Annotated in this window: 20 protein-coding genes and 1 riboswitch; of the genes, 15 read left to right on the top strand and 5 right to left on the bottom strand. The window is 64.7% G+C overall.

The window, feature by feature from the left end; genetic code table 11:
* Positions 1–386: 386 nt before the first annotated feature.
* On the top strand, positions 387–2156 hold the full coding sequence (locus FJ956_RS21960) for an acyl-CoA dehydrogenase (protein ID WP_140681770.1): 1770 nt from the start codon (positions 387–389) through the stop codon (positions 2154–2156).
* A 19-nt stretch (positions 2157–2175) separates the two neighbouring features.
* Positions 2176–2925, top strand: a complete 750-nt coding sequence (locus tag FJ956_RS21955; protein ID WP_140681772.1) for a crotonase/enoyl-CoA hydratase family protein — start codon at positions 2176–2178, stop codon at positions 2923–2925.
* Positions 2926–2959: 34 nt separating this feature from the next.
* Here the strand turns inward: FJ956_RS21955 and FJ956_RS21950 are convergent, their stop codons facing one another.
* Positions 2960–3592 (bottom strand): LysE family translocator, encoded by a 633-nt coding sequence (locus FJ956_RS21950; protein ID WP_140681774.1) that lies wholly within the window; start codon positions 3590–3592, stop codon positions 2960–2962.
* 58 nt (positions 3593–3650) lie between these two features.
* The gene (gene pdxH, locus FJ956_RS21945; protein WP_140681776.1) at positions 3651–4268 is read right to left on the bottom strand and encodes a pyridoxamine 5'-phosphate oxidase; all 618 of its coding nucleotides are present in this window, start codon (positions 4266–4268) and stop codon (positions 3651–3653) included.
* A gap of 40 nt (positions 4269–4308) precedes the next feature.
* Here pdxH and FJ956_RS21940 point away from each other — a divergent pair, with 40 nt between their 5' ends.
* From FJ956_RS21940 to FJ956_RS21925, 4 genes are all read left to right on the top strand, one after another.
* Positions 4309–4773 carry an RT0821/Lpp0805 family surface protein gene (locus tag FJ956_RS21940; RefSeq protein WP_140681778.1) on the top strand — a complete coding sequence of 155 codons (465 nt, stop codon included), beginning with the start codon at positions 4309–4311 and terminating at the stop codon, positions 4771–4773.
* Positions 4774–4888: 115 nt separating this feature from the next.
* On the top strand, positions 4889–5815 hold the full coding sequence (locus FJ956_RS21935) for a J domain-containing protein (protein WP_140681780.1): 927 nt from the start codon (positions 4889–4891) through the stop codon (positions 5813–5815).
* A gap of 107 nt (positions 5816–5922) precedes the next feature.
* Entirely contained in the window at positions 5923–6741 is an 819-nt protein-coding gene (gene fabI / locus FJ956_RS21930; protein WP_140681782.1) for an enoyl-ACP reductase FabI, read from the top strand.
* Positions 6742–6793: 52 nt separating this feature from the next.
* On the top strand, positions 6794–7381 hold the full coding sequence (locus tag FJ956_RS21925) for a histidine phosphatase family protein (protein ID WP_140681784.1): 588 nt from the start codon (positions 6794–6796) through the stop codon (positions 7379–7381).
* A gap of 240 nt (positions 7382–7621) precedes the next feature.
* Here FJ956_RS21925 and FJ956_RS21920 read toward each other — a convergent pair whose 3' ends face one another.
* Positions 7622–7885: a DUF1344 domain-containing protein gene (locus tag FJ956_RS21920; protein ID WP_140681786.1), complete on the bottom strand. Its 264-nt coding sequence runs from the start codon at positions 7883–7885 to the stop codon at positions 7622–7624.
* Between the two features lie 206 nt (positions 7886–8091).
* Between FJ956_RS21920 and aroC the strand changes: the two genes are divergently transcribed.
* Both aroC and ribB read left to right on the top strand, forming a co-directional pair.
* The gene (gene aroC / locus FJ956_RS21915; RefSeq protein ID WP_140681788.1) at positions 8092–9201 is read left to right on the top strand and encodes a chorismate synthase; all 1110 of its coding nucleotides are present in this window, start codon (positions 8092–8094) and stop codon (positions 9199–9201) included.
* 103 nt (positions 9202–9304) lie between these two features.
* A complete protein-coding gene (gene ribB, locus FJ956_RS21910; protein WP_140681790.1) occupies positions 9305–10405 on the top strand; it encodes a 3,4-dihydroxy-2-butanone-4-phosphate synthase in 1101 nt (366 codons plus the stop codon).
* Between the two features lie 343 nt (positions 10406–10748).
* On the opposite strand, the gene FJ956_RS21905 is transcribed toward ribB, so the two are convergent.
* Positions 10749–11969, bottom strand: a complete 1221-nt coding sequence (locus FJ956_RS21905) for an MFS transporter (RefSeq protein WP_140681792.1) — start codon at positions 11967–11969, stop codon at positions 10749–10751.
* Between the two features lie 120 nt (positions 11970–12089).
* Here FJ956_RS21905 and FJ956_RS21900 point away from each other — a divergent pair, with 120 nt between their 5' ends.
* The gene (locus FJ956_RS21900; RefSeq protein WP_140681794.1) at positions 12090–12683 is read left to right on the top strand and encodes a TetR/AcrR family transcriptional regulator; all 594 of its coding nucleotides are present in this window, start codon (positions 12090–12092) and stop codon (positions 12681–12683) included.
* Positions 12684–12814: 131 nt separating this feature from the next.
* On the top strand, positions 12815–13798 hold the full coding sequence (locus FJ956_RS21895) for a hypothetical protein (RefSeq protein ID WP_140681796.1): 984 nt from the start codon (positions 12815–12817) through the stop codon (positions 13796–13798).
* A 95-nt stretch (positions 13799–13893) separates the two neighbouring features.
* On the opposite strand, the gene bluB is transcribed toward FJ956_RS21895, so the two are convergent.
* A complete protein-coding gene (gene bluB / locus FJ956_RS21890) occupies positions 13894–14643 on the bottom strand; it encodes a 5,6-dimethylbenzimidazole synthase (RefSeq protein ID WP_140681798.1) in 750 nt (249 codons plus the stop codon).
* A gap of 42 nt (positions 14644–14685) precedes the next feature.
* Positions 14686–14863: riboswitch (cobalamin riboswitch) on the bottom strand.
* 115 nt (positions 14864–14978) lie between these two features.
* Here bluB and FJ956_RS21885 point away from each other — a divergent pair.
* The 5 genes from FJ956_RS21885 to dxs all read left to right on the top strand — a co-directional run bounded on the left by FJ956_RS21885 (position 14979) and on the right by dxs (position 19436).
* Positions 14979–15905, top strand: a complete 927-nt coding sequence (locus FJ956_RS21885) for a histone deacetylase family protein (protein WP_140681800.1) — start codon at positions 14979–14981, stop codon at positions 15903–15905.
* Between the two features lie 3 nt (positions 15906–15908).
* The gene (locus FJ956_RS21880; RefSeq protein WP_140681802.1) at positions 15909–16160 is read left to right on the top strand and encodes an exodeoxyribonuclease VII small subunit; all 252 of its coding nucleotides are present in this window, start codon (positions 15909–15911) and stop codon (positions 16158–16160) included.
* Between the two features lie 44 nt (positions 16161–16204).
* Entirely contained in the window at positions 16205–16471 is a 267-nt protein-coding gene (locus FJ956_RS21875) for a DUF2277 domain-containing protein (RefSeq protein ID WP_140681804.1), read from the top strand.
* A 9-nt stretch (positions 16472–16480) separates the two neighbouring features.
* Entirely contained in the window at positions 16481–17401 is a 921-nt protein-coding gene (locus tag FJ956_RS21870) for a pirin family protein (protein WP_140681806.1), read from the top strand.
* Positions 17402–17528: 127 nt separating this feature from the next.
* Positions 17529–19436 carry a 1-deoxy-D-xylulose-5-phosphate synthase gene (gene dxs, locus FJ956_RS21865; protein ID WP_140681808.1) on the top strand — a complete coding sequence of 636 codons (1908 nt, stop codon included), beginning with the start codon at positions 17529–17531 and terminating at the stop codon, positions 19434–19436.
* The last annotated feature ends 77 nt before the right edge of the window (positions 19437–19513 follow it).

Genomic DNA, 19513 nt, shown 5'->3' with positions numbered 1-19513 from the left:
CCTTCGCGATTTCGTCATTCTATGGCGGAGCAAGGAGCGAAGCGACGCGGCGCAGACCATAGAATCCATTCCGTGACGTCGAGGCGCTTCGACGATCCAGAATTCTGCTCCGCTGCGCCCTTCGATCAAGGTCACGGAATGGATCCTCGGGTCTACGCGACGCTTCGCGTCGCTCCGCCCGTGGATGACGAAGTTCGGGCGCTTCGGCTAATCTCCGAGGTCGGCGATTTGCTTCGGTTGGGGCAAGCGTCATGGATGACGACGTTCGCGCTCGCAAAATCCGCGTGACAAAGTTTGACGTTTACGTAAAAAGAAGGTGCGGGATCGACGCATGGGTTTCGCTTCGGCCATGCTCTAGGATTGGCTGGAACGCAGGAGGAGCAGACATGTATCGCGCGCCGGTCGAGGACATCGCCTTCACGCTGAAGCAGGTGGCCGGGCTGAAGCCGGCGCTGGATGCCGGCATCTTCGGCGATCTCGGCGAGGATATTGTCGACGCGATCCTGGTCGAGGCCGGGCGCTTCGCCAGCGAGGAGGTCGCACCCCTCTACAAGATCGGCGATGAGCAAGGTGCTGTGCTGAAGGACGCCGCCGTCACCACGCCGCCCGGCTGGAAGGAACTCTACCGACGCTGGATCGACGGCGGCTGGAACGCGCTGTCCGGGCCGCAAGAATTCGGCGGCCAGGGCCTGCCGACCATGCTCGGCGTCGCTGCGCTCGAAATGTGGAACTCCGCCGCCATGGCCTTCGGTATCGGCCCGACGCTCACCATGGGCGCAGTCGAGGCGCTGGACAAGCACGCTTCGGACGCGCTCAAAGCGAAGTATCTGGAAAAACTCGTCTCGGGCGAGTGGATGGGCACGATGAACCTGACCGAGCCGCAGGCGGGCTCGGATCTCGCGGCCTTGCGTAGCCGCGCCGAGCCTGTCGGCGACGGCACCTACCGCATCTTCGGCCAGAAGATCTTCATCACCTATGGCGAGCACGATTTCACCGACAACATCGTGCATCTGGTGTTGGCGCGGCTGCCCGACGCGCCGGCCGGAACGCGCGGCATCTCGCTGTTTTTGGTGCCGAAGTTCTTCGTCAACGACGATGGTTCGCTCGGCGCCCGCAACGACGTCTTCTGTTCCGGCCTCGAGCACAAGCTCGGCATCCATGCCTCGCCGACCTGCACCATGATCTACGGCGACGGTTTTCAGGGCGCGACACCCGGCGCCATCGGCTGGCTGATCGGCGAGGAGAACAAGGGGCTCGCCTGCATGTTCACGATGATGAACAACGCCCGCCTTGCCGTCGGCATGCAGGGCGTGGCGGTGGCCGAGACCGCCACGCAGAAGGCGATCGCTTATGCCAATGAGCGCCGCCAGGGCAAGGCTTCCGCTTATCCGGGCTCCGGCATGGCGCCGATCGTCCATCACCCGGACGTGCAGCGCAATCTCTTGACCATGCGGGCGTTGACCCAGATCGCCCGCTCGATCAGCTATTCCTGCGCGCATGCCATCGACCGCGCGCGCGTCGGCGAGGGCGAGGCCGCCGCCAATTGGCGCGACCGCGCCAACCTGCTGACGCCGCTTGCCAAAGCCTTCTCGACCGATGTCGGTGTCGAAGTCGCCTCTCTTGGCGTCCAGGTGCATGGCGGCATGGGCTTCATCGAGGAGACGGGTGCCGCCGCGCTCTATCGCGATGCCCGCATCGCGCCGATCTATGAAGGCACCAACGGCATCCAGGCGATCGACCTCGTCTCGCGAAAGCTGCCGCTGGGTGGCGGTCAGCATGTGCATGCCTATATCGGCGAATTGAAAGCGATGGCCGATGCGGTGCGCACCTCCAACATCGAAGGCTTCGGCCGCACCGCAGACAATCTCGACCGCGCGCTTGCAGATCTCGACGAAGCGACGCGCTTCCTGCAGAAGCAGCTTGCCGACGGCAAGGCCGACGCCGCGATGGCCGGCGCCACGCCCTATCTGCGCCTGATCTCGCTCGCCGCCGGCGGAGCTTATCTGGCGCAGGCCGGGCTCGCCGACCGCGACCGCATCGCGCTCTGCCGCTTCTTCGCAGAAAACCTGCTCGGCGAGACGTACGCGCTGAAGGAGCGCGTCATCGACGGCGCCGAGAGCCTCGCCGCCGCCGGTAAGGCGCTGATTTCAGCTTGACGTTCACAAGGAAAAAATCGTGACAGACCATATCCTCGTCGAGCGCCAGGGCGCCGTGCAGATCATCCGCATCAACCGCCCGGACAAGAAGAACGCGCTGACGCGCGCCATGTACGCGAAAATGTCGACCGCTCTTGCCGAAGGCGATGCCGATCCGGCGGTCCGCGTGCATGTCTTCCTCGGCGTTCCGGGTGCCTTCTCCGCCGGCAACGACCTCGCCGATTTCCTCGTCATCGCCACCGGCGGCGAGGGCGGCAACGAGGTCTGGGATTTCCTGATGGCGCTGGCCAAGTCCGAAAAGCCGATGGTGTCGGGCGTCGACGGCATCGCAGTGGGCATCGGCACCACGCTCAACCTGCATTGCGACCTGACCTTCGCCACGCCGCGCACGATTTTCCGTACACCCTTCGTCGATCTCGGCCTTGTGCCGGAGGCCGGCTCCAGCCTGATCGCGCCGCGGCTCCTCGGACGGCAGGGCGCCTTCGCGCTGCTTGGCCTTGGCGAGGGTTTTTCCGCCGAGCGCGCCAAGGCGGCCGGTATGATCTACGACCTCGTCGCGGAAGACGCGCTGGAAGGCGCGGTGCTGGCCGCCGCCGGCGGCATCGCCGCCAAACCGCCGCAGGCGCTGAAGATCGCGCGCGACCTGATGCGCGAGCCGCGCGAGGAACTCGTCGCCCGCATCAAGGTCGAAAGCGAGCATTTCCGCGAGCGGCTCAAGTCGGACGAGGCGCGCGCGGCGCTGACTGCGTTCATGACCAGAAAGAAATAGTTCGCGCAGGCCGCCCGCAGGGCCGATCGCCCGTTCACCTGTGCTCGGTCGCGATGCGGATGCCGAGGCCGATCAGCACCATTCCGGTCAGCCCCTCGATGGTGCGGCGAATCGACGGGCGGCGCAGGAAATCCCCAGCTTTGGCGACTACCGTCGCATAGAGCGCGAGCCAGGTGAACGTCATGACGGCGAAGACCGCGCCGAGGCCGAGCAGCGCCGAAAAACTCTCTCCGCCGGGCGGCACGAACTGTGGCAGCAAGCTCGCGAAGAATACCGCCATCTTCGGATTGCCGAGATCGCTGATCAGCCCCTGACGATAGGCGCTTGCCGCCGTCAGACGGCGCGCCGGCCTGGCCACGGTCGCCGTGTCCTGGCGATGGGGCGGCCGCAGCGCTTCCTGCAGGGCCATGACGCCGAGATAGATGAGATAGGCCGCGCCCGCATATTTGACGGCAAGGAACAGCGGTTCCGATGCGACGAGCAGCGCGACGATGCCGGCGCTGGTGGCCAGCGCCCAGATCGTCTGGCCGCTGGAGATGCCGAGCGCCGTGAACACGCCCGCCATGCGCCCGCCGAGCAGCGTGTTGCGGATGGTGATGGCAGTGTCCGGTCCAGGCGTGGCAAGCACGATGAATGAGACACCAAGAAAGGCCAGGAACAGGCTCATGCATCTCTCCTTCTCGCGAGTACAGGCAGCTTCAATCGCACACGCCGTCTCCACAACGTCAAGGATAAAGCCGCGTCTTGTCCCAGCCGCCCTTGTCGTTGCGCGAGAACACCATGCGGTCATGTAGGCGGAACGGCCGGTCATGCCAGAACTCGATCGACTGCGGCAGTATGCGGAAACCCGACCAGTGTTTTGGCCGCGGGATCTCGCCGATGGCGTAGCGTGCCGTGTATTCGGCCACCGCCTTCTCCAGCGCGAAGCGGCTTTCCAGCGGCCGCGACTGTTTCGAGGCCCAGGCGCCGATGCGGCTGCCGCGCGGACGCGTCGCGTAATAGGCGTCGGCCTCGGCGTCGCTGACGATCTCCACCGGCCCGCGCACCCGCACCTGGCGGCGCAGCGATTTCCAGTGGAAGCACATCGCCGCCTTCATGCTGCCAAGAATCTCGCGGCCCTTGGCGCTCTCGAAATTCGTGTAGAAGACAAACCCCTTTTCGTCGAACCCCTTGAGCAGCACCATCCGCACATCCGGCATGCCGTCGGCATCGACGGTCGCCAGGGCGACGCCATTGGCGTCGTTGATCTCGCTTTTGGTTGCGTCCTCCAGCCATGCGGCAAAGAGCCTGAACGGCTCCGCGGCCTCGGTGAAGTCACTGCTTGTTAACTCGGTTTCGTTCATAGTTTTCCAAATTTTTAATATTGCGGGAGGAGTTCGCCGATTGTCGCGTATCGCGCAAGCTTTTGACAGCGGGCAATGGAGCGTTATCGCTTCGGCCAGTGCCAAGGCTGCGCTGTTGACGTTGGCGCTTCCTCTTGCCGCCTGCGGCGCCGGCGGCTTCAGCCTGGAAAAGGCCGATGTCGACCGCTCGATCGTCACCTCCAGCACGCCGTACTCGCCTGCCGCGCCGGCTGCGGCCGACAAGGACTCCGACCAGACCACCATCGGCAACGCCGTTTCCTCCGCCGACATCAAGGAGCTTGGCGGCCAGGCGGTGCCATGGGCCAATGCCGGCACCGGCTCGCGCGGCGCCATTACCGAACTGGTGGAACTGAAGGATGGCGGCCTGACCTGTCGCCGTTTCAGCGCCACGCGCGAGAGCTTCGACGGCGTTGCCCTCTACAAGGGCGAGCTGTGCCTAGCCGGCGCCGGCGGCTGGCGCATGCAGGAATTCAACGCGCTCTGATTCTTGGGCGCTCTGATTTTCGGGCGCCAATTCCCCTTGCGGCACTGGAATTTCTTCCTATGCGAGCGCATATAGGAGGCGACGATAAATCCATTCTCTCTTGCAGGCAGGAAGCATGCGCGACCCCTATGAGGTGCTGGGCGTTGCCAAGAACGCATCGGCCAAGGACATAAAATCGGCTTATCGCAAGCTCGCCAAGAAGCATCATCCGGACCAGAATCCGGATGATCCGAAGGCGAAGGACCGTTTTGCCGCCGTCAACCAGGCCTACGAAGTCGTCGGCGACGAAAAGGCGCGCGGCGCCTACGATCGCGGCGAGATCGACGCCGAGGGCAAGCCGAAATTCCAGGGCTTTGAAGGCGCGGCCGGCGGTGACCCGTTCGCGGGCTTTCGCCGTCAGCAGGGTCCGGGCGGCGCGCATTTCGAGTTTCGCAGCGGGCGTCCGGGCGGCGATCCGTTCGACGGCAACAGCGACATCTTCAGCCAGATCTTCGGCGATGCCTTTTCCGGCGCCCGCGGTGCTGGCCGGGGCGACCGCCGCCAGCCGGTGCAGGCGGCCGACCTCAACGTCACCATGGACATCAGCGTCGAGGAGGCAGCCACCGCCGATAAGGTGACGGCGATGTTCCCCGACGGCCGCAAGGTGGCGGTCAAGCTGCCGGCCTATGTCGAGGACGGCCAGACGATCCGTCTCAAGGGCCAGGGCGAGCAAGGCCCGGGCCAGCCGGGCGATGCGCTGGTCAAGATCCACATCCGCCGCCACGCCCGCTACCGCATCGAGGGACGCGACCTGCATGTCGATCTGCCCGTCGATCTGGCCGACGCCGTGCTCGGCGCCAAGGTGGCGGTCGAGACGCCGACCGGCAAGCTCGCGGTCAACGTTCCGGCATGGTCGAGCTCGGACAAGGTGCTGCGCCTGAAGGGCAGGGGCCTGCCGGAAAAGGCGGGCGGCCATGGCGATCTCTATGCCCATGTGCGGCTGATGCTGCCGGAAGGCGGCGATGCCGAGCTTGGGGCCCTTATGCGCCGCCAAAAAGGCTGATCGGCGGAATTTTGTTCCTGTTACAGTGTCTTTTGGGCGCTTGAAGGGGCTTTGTGCCTGTGCGATAGGCTCTCCACAAAGCAGATATTCTTGCGGAGAGCTTGCAGATGGCAGGTGGACAGGGCCTGATGGCCGGTAAGCGGGGCCTGATCCTGGGCGTCGCCAACAATCGGTCGATCGCTTACGGCATCGCCAAGGCTTGCGTCGATCACGGCGCGGAAATCGCCCTGACCTATCAGGGCGAGGCGTTCAAGAAGCGCGTCGAGCCGTTGGCGGCCGAACTCAACGCGCATGTCGCGGGCCATTGCGACGTGACCGACCCGGAAAGCCTCGACGCCGTCTTCGCCGACATCGCCAAGCACTGGGGCAAGCTCGACTTCCTCGTCCATGCCATCGCCTTCTCCGACAAGGACGAGCTGACCGGCCGCTATGTCGAGACGACGCGCGACAATTTCCTGCGCACCATGGACATCTCGGTCTATTCCTTCACCACCATCGCCAAGCGCGCCGAGCCGCTGATGACCGATGGCGGCTCGCTTTTGACGCTGACCTATTACGGCGCCGAGAAGGTGATGCCGCATTACAACGTCATGGGCGTCGCCAAGGCGGCGCTCGAAGCCAGCGTGCGCTATCTCGCCGTCGACCTCGGCGCCAAGAAGATCCGCGTCAACGCCATCTCCGCCGGTCCGATCAAGACGCTCGCCGCCTCCGGCATCGGCGACTTCCGCTATATCCTGAAGTGGAACGAGTACAATTCGCCGCTCAAGCAGACGGTCACCCAGGAGGAGGTCGGCGATTCCGGCGTCTACTTCCTGTCGGATCTGTCGCGCGGCGTGACCGGCGAGGTGCATCATGTCGATTCCGGCTACCATGTCGTCGGCATGAAGGCTGTCGACGCGCCGGATATCTCGACCGTCAAGGAATAATCGCCTCCGCTTATCATCCGTCCAGGCCCTGGCCCGACCTACGGAAGACCTGATGTACCCGCTCGTCTACATCGCGCGCCACGGCCAGACCGAGTGGAATGCCGAGCACCGCCTGCAGGGCCAGGCCGACACCGACATCAACGACTTTGGCCGCGTGCAGGCCACGCAAAATGGCCGACGGTTGGCGCAGCTAATCAGAAATCCTGCGGATTTCGATTTTGTCGCCAGCCCGATGCGGCGCACGCGCGAGACGATGGAGCTGATCCGCGAAGCGATGGGGCTCGATCCCGCCGCCTACCGCACCGATGCGCGCCTGGTCGAGATAAGCTTCGGCGACTGGCAGGGCTTCACCTTCGCCGAACTGGAGGAACGCGCCCCCGGTTCAACCGACGGCAGACGCGCTTCCAAGTGGGATTTCCAGCCGCCCGGCGAGGGCGCGGAAAGCTACGAGATGCTGCTCGAGCGGATCAAACCGTGGTTCGACGCGCTGCGCCAGCCGACCGTCTGCGTCACCCATGGCGGCGTCATGCGCTGCTTCTTCCGCTTCGTCACCGGCATTTCCAAACAGGAGGCCGCCAGCCTCGAGGTCCCGCAGGACCGCCTGCTGCGACTGGAAGGCCGCAGTTTGGAGTGGTTGTGAGGAAGACGCCTCTGCTTCGTCATTCTAGGGCGAAGCAGGAGCGAAGCTCCGTCGCGGAGACCCTGGAATCCATGCCGCGACCTAGGTCAAATGGTAAAAACGGTGCAGAAGAGAACTCGTTCTGCACCGCTGCAAAGCGTCGACGTAACGGAATGGATTCTAGGGTCTGCGCGCGTCGCTACGCTACTTGCTTCGCCCTAGAATGACGAAACACGGGCGCTTCAGCCTCCAACTCGAAAGCTAATTCTGGTCGCTGTCGGGCAATTGCATATCCGTCACGAGATTCTCGCCATTGGTCACGTCATAGGCGATGACGATGTCCATGCCGGGCTTCAGCGAGTCAATATCGGTCTCGGCGTTGAGCTTGTAGGCCTTGCCGTCATCGAGCGTCAGCGTCAGCGTGTCCTTGTCGACCTTCTTGATCAGGCCTTCGGTCTGGCCGGCGAACGCGGCGGCGGTGGAAATCAGCAACATGGCGCAGGCCGCGCCAATCAGGGTACGCATCGTCGTCCTCTTTAGGTCATTGCGCCGGCTTGTCAGCGGCGGGTCCTCAACGGCGGATGGGAAGAGAGCAGAAACCAACCGAATGTGTCAAAACTAAATCCGCCACATCACAGTTTGATGCATCCGATCACCGTTTGACCACTGTGGAAAACGCCAATAGAAGGCAGCCTTAACCGGGTTCCGTCACCGGGGCAGGGCGTATTCTCATGTCTCACAACACATTCGGCCATCTCTTCCGCGTCACCACCTGGGGTGAGAGCCACGGCGCCGCGTTGGGCTGCGTTGTCGATGGCTGCCCGCCCGGCATCCGCTTCAAGCGCGAGGACATCCAGGCCGAGCTCGACCGACGCCGTCCTGGGCAGTCGCGTTTCGTCACCCAGCGCCGCGAGCCGGACGAGGTGAAGATCCTGTCCGGCTTCATCCTCGACGAGGACGGCGAGACGATGATCACCACCGGCACGCCGGTGTCGATGCTGATCGAGAATGTCGACCAGCGCTCCAAGGACTACGGCGAGATCGCCCGCCAGTACCGGCCGGGCCATGCCGACTATACCTACGACGTCAAATACGGGCTGCGCGACCACCGCGGCGGCGGCCGCTCCTCGGCCCGCGAGACGGCTGCCAGAGTGGCGGCGGGCGCCTTGGCGCGCAGGATAGTGCCCGGCATGACGGTGCGCGGCGCGCTCGTCTCGATGGGTGAGAAATCGATCGATCGCGCCAACTGGAACTGGAATTTCATTGGTGATCCCGAAAACCCCTTCTTCACGCCCGACCCTGCCTCTGTGCCCGTCTTTACCCGGTATCTCGACGGCATCCGCAAGGCCGGCTCCTCGGTCGGCGCGGTGATCGAGATCGTCGCCGACGGCGTCGCGCCGGGCCTCGGCGCGCCGATCTACGCCAAGCTCGACCAGGACATCGCGTCCGGCCTGATGTCGATCAACGCCGTCAAGGGCGTCGAGATCGGCAACGGCTTCGAGGCGGCCCGCATCACCGGCGAACAGAACGCCGACGAGATGCGCATGGGCAATGACGGCAAGCCGGTGTTTTTATCCAACAATGCCGGCGGCATCCTGGGCGGCATCTCGACCGGACAGGCGATCGTCGCTCGCTTCGCCGTCAAGCCGACCTCGTCGATCCTGACCCCGCGCCAGTCGATCGACAAGGACGGCAAGGATGTCGAGGTGATGACCAAGGGCCGCCATGACCCGTGCGTCGGCATCCGCGCCGTGCCGATCGGCGAGGCCATGGTTGCCTGCGCGGTCGCCGATCATTATCTGCGGCACAGAGGACAGACAGGTAGGGGAGTAGGGGAGTAGGGGAGTAGGTTTCGCCATTCGCTCGGTCGAGCAAATTTTTTCCTTTTCCCTACTCCCATACTCCCTTATTCCCCTACTCCCCTAGCGAGCTTGCGAGCGCCCCATGCCATACGACCAGAAGAAGATCGTCGAAGCGATCCGCGCCTTCGAGCGCGGCGAGATCGTCGTCGTCATGGACGATGACGGGCGCGAGAACGAGGGCGACCTGATCGTCGCCGCCGTCCACTGCACGCCGGAGAAGATGGCTTTCATCGTCCGCAACACCTCTGGCATCGTCTGCACGCCGATGCTGCGCGACGATGCCAGGCGGCTGAACCTCGCGCCGATGGTGGCGGACAATGATTCCGCCCACACCACCGCCTTCACCGTCAGCGTCGATTTCAAGCACGGCACCACGACAGGCATTTCCGCCGACGACCGCACGCTGACCGTGCGCAACCTCGCCAACGGCAATGTCGGCGCCTCGGATTTCGTTCGCCCCGGCCACATCTTCCCGCTGATCGCGCGCGAAGGCGGCGTCTTGATGCGCTCCGGCCATACGGAGGCCGCGGTCGATCTCTGCAAGCTCGCCGGCCTGCCGCCGGTCGGCGTCATCTCCGAGCTGGTGAACGACGACGGCACCGTCAAGCGCGGCCCGCAAGTGCAGGCTTTCGCCGAGGAACATGGGCTGAAGCAGATCTCGGTCGCCGACCTCATCGCCTATCGCCAGCGCAAGGAAACGCTGGTCGAGCGCGTCGCCTGCTCCGACATCGAGACGCCCGGCGGCAAGGCGCAGGTCTTCACCTACACGTTGCCATGGGATTCCATGCACCATGTCGCGATCGTCTTCGGCGATATCCGCGACGGCGAAGAGGTGCCGGTGCGCCTGCATTCGGAAGATGTCGTCACCGACGTCTTCGGCACCAGTCATCGCCTCGACGGCATCATGAAGGCGATGGGCGAGCGCAGGCGCGGCGTCATCGTCTATCTGCGCGAAGGCTCGGTCGGCGTCGCCCATCAGGAGCGCAAGCGGCCCGCGAGCGGCGAGCGCGAGGACCATGAAGAAGCGCGCCGCCGCGAGAACGAATGGCGAGAGATCGGCCTTGGCGCCCAGATCCTCAAGGACCTGGGCATCTCCTCGATCAACCTGATCGCCTCGCGCGAGCGCCACTATGTCGGTCTCGAAGGCTTTGGCATCCATATTGCGAAGACGGAAATTCTGTAGTCTGTCGAAGGACTGACGCACCGGAGGTCCCACAGCAGTCCGCCGGCCTTGCTGGCTGACCGAAACCTCTGCGACGGAGGCGATTGGCGGGGCTTCCACGACTTCGTCATCCACGGGCGGAGCAAGGAGCGAAGCGACGCGCGCAGACCCGAGGATCCATTCCGTGACCTCGACGCGTTGCGACGGCGCAGAATTCTACTCTGCTGCACCCTACGATCAAGGCCACGGAATGGATCCTCGGTCTGCGCTTCGCTGCGCGTCGCTCCGCCCGTGGATGACGACGTCGCGGAGGCCTCGGCTAACTGCCAACGTCCGCGACGATGATCGGACGGCCGAATAACCGTCACTCCGCCGGAACCACCGCCTCGCTCCTGTCCGCATCGCAATCGCCCGTCGCCAGCCGGCACTGCCCTGCAAGCACGGTGGCCAGCGCGATCGCCCCGGCCGCCACCGACACCCAGAACCCGTTCTGCGGGCCGAAATTGTCGACCATCCAGCCGGCGGCGAAGGAACCCAGCGCCATGCCGATGCCGATGCCGGTGGTCACCCAGGTGACGCCTTCGGTGAGCATTGCCGCCGGCACGTGCCGTTCGATCAGGCCAAACGCGGTGATGAAGGTCGGCGAGATCGCGACGCCGCTGACGAAGACCGCCAGCGCCAGCGTCGGCACCGTGTCGGCGAAAAGCAGCGGCAGCGTGGTGAGCGCGATCACCGTGACCGCGACCGCCAATTGCCGCTGCAGCGGCGCCTTCAGGCTGAGCGCGCCGACGATGATGCCGAGCACGAAGGATCCAAGCGCATAGACGCCGATGACGAGGCTCGCCGCTTGCGGTTGGCCGAGCGCCTTGGTGATGGCGACGGTGGTGACTTCCGTGGTGGCGAAGGTGGCGCCGACGAAGATCAGCGCGAAGGTGATGATCTGCACCGGCCGCAGACGGATCGCCGAACCGGCCGCGCCATGTCCCGCGGAACGTACCGGCGGCTCGGACGAGCGCTGCAGCAGGAATGCCGCCGAGCCGAGTGCGAGCAGCAAGGTGCTGACCACCATGCCGGCTTCGGGAAACAGCGCCGCGCTCAAGCCCACCGACAGCGAGGCGCCGGCGACATAGACCAATTCGTCGGCGGCGGATTCGAACGCGAAAGCGGTGTTTAGCTCCGGCCGGTCGCGAAAAATCTCGGTCCAGCGCGCCCTGACCAGCGCCGGGATGCTGGGCATGGCGGCGGCGAGCAGCGCCGATCCGAACAGGGTCCAGGCCGGCCAGTGCTGGTTGGCCGCCGCGATCAATGTCGTGAAGGCAAGCACCGAGACAAGCGTGGTCGGCAGGGCAATCGCGCTTTGGCCAAGCTGATCCACCCATCGCGAGATCTGCGGTGACAAAACAGCATTCACAAGGGCATAGGTCGCGGAGATCGCCCCGGCCAGCCAGTATTCGCCATGCGTCTGCGAGAGCATCGCCACGATGCCGATCGGCGCCATGGCGATCGGCAGCCGCGCGATGAAGGCGGCGGCGGCGAAGCCTTTCGTGCCGGGAGCCCGAAAGATGTCCGCATAGGGATTTCGCATGATCCTGCTCCTCGACATGGGTGCAAACTAAAACTACATACGCAGCGTATGAATGTCAGATAGTTCATACGCCGCGTATGTCAATTGGCATACGAGGCGTATGTGAGTAGGGCCAGAGCCATGCACAGACCGCGCAAGGAGATGATCGCCGAAACGCGCGCCAAGCTGATCGCGGCCGCCCGCCAGGCCTTCGGCACGGTCGGCTACGCCGAGGCCTCGATGGACGATTTCACCGCGTCGGCCGGCCTGACGCGCGGCGCGCTCTACCATCATTTCGGCGACAAGAAGGGGCTGCTGCAGGCGGTGATCGCCGAGATCGACGGCGAAATGGCCGTGCGGGTAAACGAGGTAGCTTCGAAAGCGTCGACCCGATGGCAGCATTTCGTTGATGAATGCACCACCTATATCGAGATGGCGCTGGAGCCGGAAATCCAGCGCATCATGTTCCGCGACGGCCCGGCGGTGCTCGGCGATCCCGCGCAGTGGCCGAATGCCAGTGCCTGCACGGCGTCAATGACCGATCACCTGACCGCGCTGCAGGGGGAGGGTGTCGTGGTTGCGGATCTCGATCCCGAGACGGCGGCACGGCTGATCAATGGTGCCAGCAGCCAGGCCGCGCAGCGCATCGCCAATTCGAAGGACCCCGAAGCGACTTCGAAGAAGGCGATCGCGGCCTTCAAGCAACTGCTTGAGGGCTTGCGCAAGAAGCCTTGACGGCACGCTCGGGTAACCAAGCCACCGGCTTGTGCACCGGTTTCGGGCCGGCGCAACCCTGCCGCGATTGACAATCGACGGGGCGAGCGCATGCTCCTGGGCCATTCTCTTAAGGGTGGGAGAGTCGGGGCATGTGGGACTTCAGCATCGCCAGGTCGGTGTCCATCATGATTCGGACATGGCCGTTCATCGTCTTTCGCATGATCGTCTACTTCGGCATCACGATCGCCTACATCATGGCGACCGGCACGGGCGCCAGCGTCGGCTACGGCGTCGGCCACATCTCGACCGATCCGGACGGGCCGATGTCCTTCGCGCTCTGGGGCGGCGTGGTCGGCTTCGGCGTCGTGTCGATCGCCGTCTACTGGATCCGCGAATACATCCTCTATGTGCTGAAGGCGGGCCATATCGCCGTCATGGTGCATCTGATCGACGGCCATGACATTCCCGACGGCCAGGGCCAGATCGCCTATGCCAAGGAAGTGGTCACCCAGCGTTTCGCCGAGGCCAACATCCTTTTCGTCGTCGACCAACTGGTCAAGGGCGCCATCCGCGCTATCACCGGCCTGATCGGCGGCATCGCCGCCTTCCTGCCCATTCCAGGCCTGAGCGGTATCGTCGGCTTCATCAACACGGTCATCCGCCTGTCGCTGACCTATGTCGACGAGATCATCCTCGGCTACAACATCCGCATCAATTCAAACTCGCCCTTCGAGACGGCGCGGCAGGGCGTCGTGCTCTATGCACAGAACGGCAAGCACATGGTCAAGAACGCCATCTGGCTGGCGGCGATAATGTGGGGCGTGTCCTTCGTCATCTTCCTGTTGATGCTGGCGCCTGCGGCCGCGATCCTCTGGGTCATGCCGGGTCAGCTTGCCGGCTGGGCTTTCGTGCTCGCCATCGTCTTTGCCTGGGCGTTCAAGGCAGCCTTCATCGAGCCCTTCGCCATCGCCTCGCTGATGCAGGTCTATTTCGAAGCCATCGAGGGCCAGGTGCCCAATCCCGAATGGGACCACCGGCTCGCCGAGGCCTCGTCCAAGTTCAGGGAACTGCGCGACAAGTCGCTGGGCTCGTTCGGCGGCGGCTCGCGCTGGGATACGCCCCGGGCCGCTTGATCAGGATTTCGAAGGACCGTCTAGAGCATGATGCCGAAAAGTGTGAAGCGGTTTCGGACGACATCATGCTCTATCTCTTTGATTTAGAGACGGATTCAGATTTCAGGTCGATTCGACCTGAAATCATCCGGCTCTAGCCTTGCGATCGCCGATTTGAGCGGCGCTTCGCCGGCGCCGCGGAAAGTCTCGCTCATCACCAGCTCAGGCAGCGGCAGGCGCTTGCCCCAGCCATGCGCCTCGAGGTCCGGCTTCGGCGCGAAGGCGGAGACGCGGCCGACGCACAGATAGGCGATCGGCGTGACATGCTCCGGGATCGACAAGAGCTGCTTCAGCGCTTCCGTCTCGATGATGCTGACCCAGCCGACGCCGACACCTTCGGCCCGCGCCGCCAGCCAGAAATTCTGCACCGCGCAGACGGTGCTGTAGAGGTCCATCTCCGGATTGTGCCAGCGCCCGAGCGGCGAATCCTTCGACCGCTGCCGGTCGCAGGTGATGCACAGATTGAGCGCGCTCTCGCAGATGCCTTCGAGCTTCAGCTTACGGTAGAGCGCCTGCCGTTCCGCCTCGATCGCCGGCAATTCCTGCTCGCGCGCGGCGAGGAACAGGTCGCGCACCTGCCGCCGCCTTGCGGCGTCGCGGATGACGATGAAATTCCAAGGCTGCATGTAGCCGACCGACGGCGCATGGTGCGCGGCGGTGATGAGCCGCGCCAGCACGGCATCGTCAAGATCGTCGGCTGTGAAATGGCTGCGCACGTCACGCCTGGTGAACATCGCCCGGTAGACCGCGTCGCGCGCCAATTGGTCAAAGTCGTCGCCGCTCGCGGCGATCGCTGCTGCCGTCATCGCTTTTCCCCTTGCGACAAGCAGTCCCCCGCCTGACCAAGCGGAAAACCATGTCTGCCGGGCCGGTCTTCTGGCTTGGGATCGTCCCGCATCCGGCGCCTTCCCGTCATCGACAGTGGCTTTGCCGGCGCGGTCCCCCTCACAGCGTTGGGCACGCCACGGAGTTCAACCGTGTTCCCGATTCTCCCGCGTCGCGGGTACCAGGCAGCGAGGAGACCTTACCGCGAAGCTTGGGCCGCGCCAATGTCGTCAGCGACACGGGCTGGCGCAATTTTCCCCAGCCATTCGGCTTTCAAACATGGTCATCCGCGCCGCCGGTGCCTAGATTAGGCGCCATGGCCACCCGTCTCTACACGCACCCGATCTTTTTGGAACACCTCACGCCGCCCGGTCATCCCGAGCGGCCCGACCGCCTGCGCGCCATCGAACGCGTGCTCGACGACGAGGCTTTTTCGGCGCTCGACCGGGTCGAGGCGCCCGAAGGCGACGAGAAAACGATCCTCTATGCGCATCCCGAGGATTTCGTCGAGCGCGTGCGCGCGGCGATCCCTGAGAGCGGGATCGTGTCGATCGACGCCGATACCAGCGCCAGCCCGAAAAGCTGGCAGGCCGTGGTGACGGCGATCGGCGGCGCCAACGCGGCGGTAGACGACGTCTTCGAGGGCCGTGCCGCCAACGTCTTCGTCGCTGCCCGTCCGCCGGGTCACCACGCCGAAAAGGCCACCGCGATGGGCTTCTGCCTGTTCAACACGGCCGCGATCGCCGCCCGCTACGCGCAGAAGAAGCATCAGGCCGAGCGCGTCGCCATCGTCGACTGGGACGTCCACCACGGCAACGGCACGCAGGACATTTTTTGGGACGACCCGTCGGTTCTCTATTGCTCGACGCACCAGATGCCGCTTTATCCCGGTACCGGAGCGAAAAGCGAAACCGGCGCCGGCAACATCATCAACGCGCCGCTCGCGCCGCAGACCGGCAGCGACCTGTTCCGCGACGCCTTCCTGTCGCGTGTGCTGCCGTCCATCGATGCGTTCGCGCCGGACCTGATCATCATTTCCGCCGGCTTCGACGCGCACCACCGCGATCCGCTGGCCGAGATCAACCTGACCGAGGACGATTTCGACTGGGCGACCGGCCAGTTGATGGAGCGCGCCGGCCGCCACAGCGGCAACAGGCTCGTCAGCCTGCTGGAAGGCGGCTACGATCTGCAGGGACTGGCATTTTCAGTCGCCGCCCATGTCGGGCGGCTGATGAAGGGATAGAGCATGGCAGTGGAAGGCAATGAGGACGTCAAGGCGATGAGCTTCGAACAGGCGCTCGACGCGCTGGAGAAGATCGTCGATGATCTGGAGCGCGGCGACGTCCCGCTCGACCAGTCGATCAAGATCTATGAGCGCGGCGAGGCGCTGAAGGCGCATTGCGACAGGCTGCTGAAAGCGGCCGAGGACAAGGTCGAGAAGATCAGGCTGTCGCGCGACGGCAAGCCGGTGGGAACGGAGCCGTTGGACGCCGACTGATTTGCAATAGGGTGGGCAGAGAAAGCAGGTAAGGAGTTCAAGCCATGTGCCGCAACATCAAGACCCTGGCCAATTTCGAGCCGCCGGCGACCAATGACGAAGTGCATGACGCCGCGCTGCAATTCGTGCGCAAGCTGAGCGGCTCGACCAAGCCCTCCAAGCGCAACGAGCATGCCTTCCACCATGCCGTCGAGGCGATCACGGCTGTCGCGCGCGAATTGATCGATTCGCTCGAGACCACACAGGAACCGCGCAACCGCGAGGAAGAGGCGGCCAAGGCGAAGGCCAGGTCGGCGCTGCGTTTCGCCTGAGGATCCGACATGAGCTTCTTTCCGGGAAACGACCCTGAACCCGGCGATGCCTTCGCCTGCGACCAGATCGAGCTGATGGTCGTCCCCAACGCCAAGGATATTGGCGGCTTCGAGGTGCGTCGCGCCCTGCCGACGGCGAAGCGCCGGCTGGTCGGGCCGTTCATCTTCTTCGACCGCATGGGCCCGGCGATCCTGCGTGCCGGCCACGCGCTCGACGTGCGCCCGCATCCGCATATCGGGCTTTCCACCGTCACCTACCTGTTCGACGGCAAGATCAGGCATCGCGACTCGCTCGGCACTGAAATGGTGATCGCGCCGGGCGACGTGAATTTGATGACCGCCGGGCGTGGTATCGTCCATTCCGAGCGCACGCCACAGGAATTGCGTGGCGCGCCGATGTCGGTCTCCGGCCTGCAGACCTGGCTGGCGCTGCCCGACGGCAAGGAGGAAATTGCCCCGGTGTTCGCGAACACGTCGGTGGCCCGCCTGCCCGAGATCGATGCCGAGGGCGTCAGCGGCCGCGTCGTCATCGGCGAATTCTCAGGCCTGCGCTCGCCCGTGGCGACCGCTTCGGACACGCTTTACGCCGATCTCAGGCTGGCGGCGGGCGCGAGCGTGAAAATCCCGGCCGATGCCGAGGAGCGCGCCATCTACACGCTGGAAGGCGAAGTCTCGATCGCCGGCGATATTTTCCCGGCCGAGCGGCTCCTGGTATTCAAGCCGGGCGAGGAGATCGTCGTTTCCTCCGAGCGCGGCGCGCATTTCATGCTGTTCGGCGGGGCTTCGCTCGGCTCCAAGCGCTACATCTGGTGGAATTTCGTCTCGTCCTCCAAGGAACGCATCGAACAGGCCAAGCAGGAATGGAAGACAGGCCGCTTCGATATCGTTCCCGGCGATGAGGAAGAGTTCATTCCGCTGCCGGAGAACTAGCGGTCGCTTAACCCACGCGTCACTGACGCGCATTTACATTCGCCCGCCGGCGGCCTATTCCCGCGCATGATTATGGCGCAATTTGCTGGTAGCGCCGTGTTCGATCGATAAGGCAGGACGCGCCCGAGTGAAGCCAGACACGCCGCTGCTCGACAAGGTCCGCATTCCGGCGGATTTGCGGACGCTTGATGAGGGCGCGCTGCCGCAATTTGCCGCGGAACTGCGCGCCGAGCTGATCGACGCCGTCTCGCAGACCGGCGGCCACCTCGGCGCCGGCCTCGGCGTCGTCGAGCTGACGGTTGCCCTGCACTATGTCTTCAACACGCCGCAGGACCGGCTGATCTGGGATGTCGGCCACCAGGCCTATCCGCACAAGATCCTGACCGGCCGCCGCGACCGCATCCGCACGCTGCGCCAGGAAGGCGGCCTTTCCGGTTTCACCCGGCGCGCCGAGAGCGAATACGACCCGTTCGGCGCCGCGCACTCCTCGACCTCGATTTCGGCCGGCCTCGGCATGGCCATGGCGCGCGACCTGTCGGGCGGCCGCAACAATGTCATTTCCGTCATCGGCGACGGCTCGATGTCGGCCGGCATGGCCTTCGAGGCGATGAACAATGCCGGCGCGCTCGATGCCCGGCTGATCGTCATCCTCAACGACAACGACATGTCGATCGCGCCGCCGACCGGCGCCATGAGCGCCTATCTGGCCAGGCTCGCCTCCGGCAAGGCCTATCTGGGCTTACGCGATTTCGGCAAGAAGCTGACATCCTATCTCGGCAAGCGCGCCGACCGCGCCATCACCCGGGCGGTCGAGCATGCGCGCGGCTACGTCACCGGCGGCACCTTGTTCGAGGAGCTCGGCTTCTATCACATCGGCCCCATCGACGGGCACAATCTCGAACATCTGATCCCGGTGCTGAGGAACGTCCGCGACAACGGCAAAGGCCCGGTGCTGATCCATGTCGTGACCCAAAAGGGCAAGGGCTACGCGCCGGCGGAGGCCGCGGCCGACAAATATCACGGCGTCAACAAGTTCGACGTCATCACCGGCGCGCAGGCCAAGGCGCCGGCCAACGCGCCCGCCTACACCAAGGTCTTCGCCGAAAGCCTGATCCAGGAAGCGCGCGAGGACGACCGTATCGTCGCCATCACCGCCGCCATGCCGAGCGGCACCGGCCTCGATCTGTTCGGCGAGGTGTTTCCCAAGCGAACTTTCGACGTCGGCATCGCCGAGCAGCATGCGGTGACCTTCGCCGCGGGGCTGGCCACCGAAGGCTACAAACCCTTCGCCGCCATCTATTCCACCTTCCTGCAGCGCGCCTACGACCAGGTCGTCCACGACGTCGCGATCCAGAAATTGCCGGTGCGCTTTCCCATCGACCGCGCCGGTTTCGTCGGCGCCGACGGCGCCACCCATTGCGGCGCTTTCGATACGACCTTCCTGGCCACGCTGCCGGGCTTCGTCGTCATGGCCGCCGCCGATGAGGCGGAGCTTCGCCACATGGTGCGCACCGCGGCGGCTTATGATGACGGCCCGATCACCTTCCGCTATCCGCGCGGCAACGGCGTCGGCGTCGATATGCCGGAGCGCGGGTCGCTGCTCGAGATCGGCAGGGGCCGTATTCTCAAGGAAGGGACCAAGGTCGCGCTGCTTTCCTTCGGCACCCGGTTGCAGGATTGCCTTCTGGCCGCCGAGGAACTCGGCGCGGCTGGTCTCTCCACCACGGTTGCCGACGCCCGCTTCGCCAAGCCGCTGGACGAAGATCTCATCCGCCGGCTCGCCCGCTCGCACGAAGTGCTGGTGACCGTGGAGGAGGGCGCGATTGGCGGCTTTGCTAGCCAGGTGCTGCATTTGCTCGCCCATGAAGGCCTGCTGGAAAGCGGCCTCAAGGTGCGGCCGCTGGTGCTGCCGGACGTGTTCACCGACCATGCCAAGCCGGAGAAGATGTATGCCGATGCCGGGCTGGATTCGGCAGGCATCGTGCGCACGGTCTTCGCCGCGCTCGGTCGCGGCGTGCAGGCGCACCGCGCCTGAATCAGAACGTCAAGACGCTGAATCATTTTTTGCCGGGTGCCAGATGTAGGTATCTGTTAACGCTCCCGTTTGGCGGT

Source organism: Mesorhizobium sp. B2-4-3, from assembly GCF_006442815.1.
In the GTDB taxonomy this organism is placed as follows: Bacteria; Pseudomonadota; Alphaproteobacteria; order Rhizobiales; family Rhizobiaceae; genus Mesorhizobium.
The sequence above is the reverse complement of the archived record's forward strand: the minus strand, read 5'-3'. Positions and strand labels throughout refer to the sequence as shown.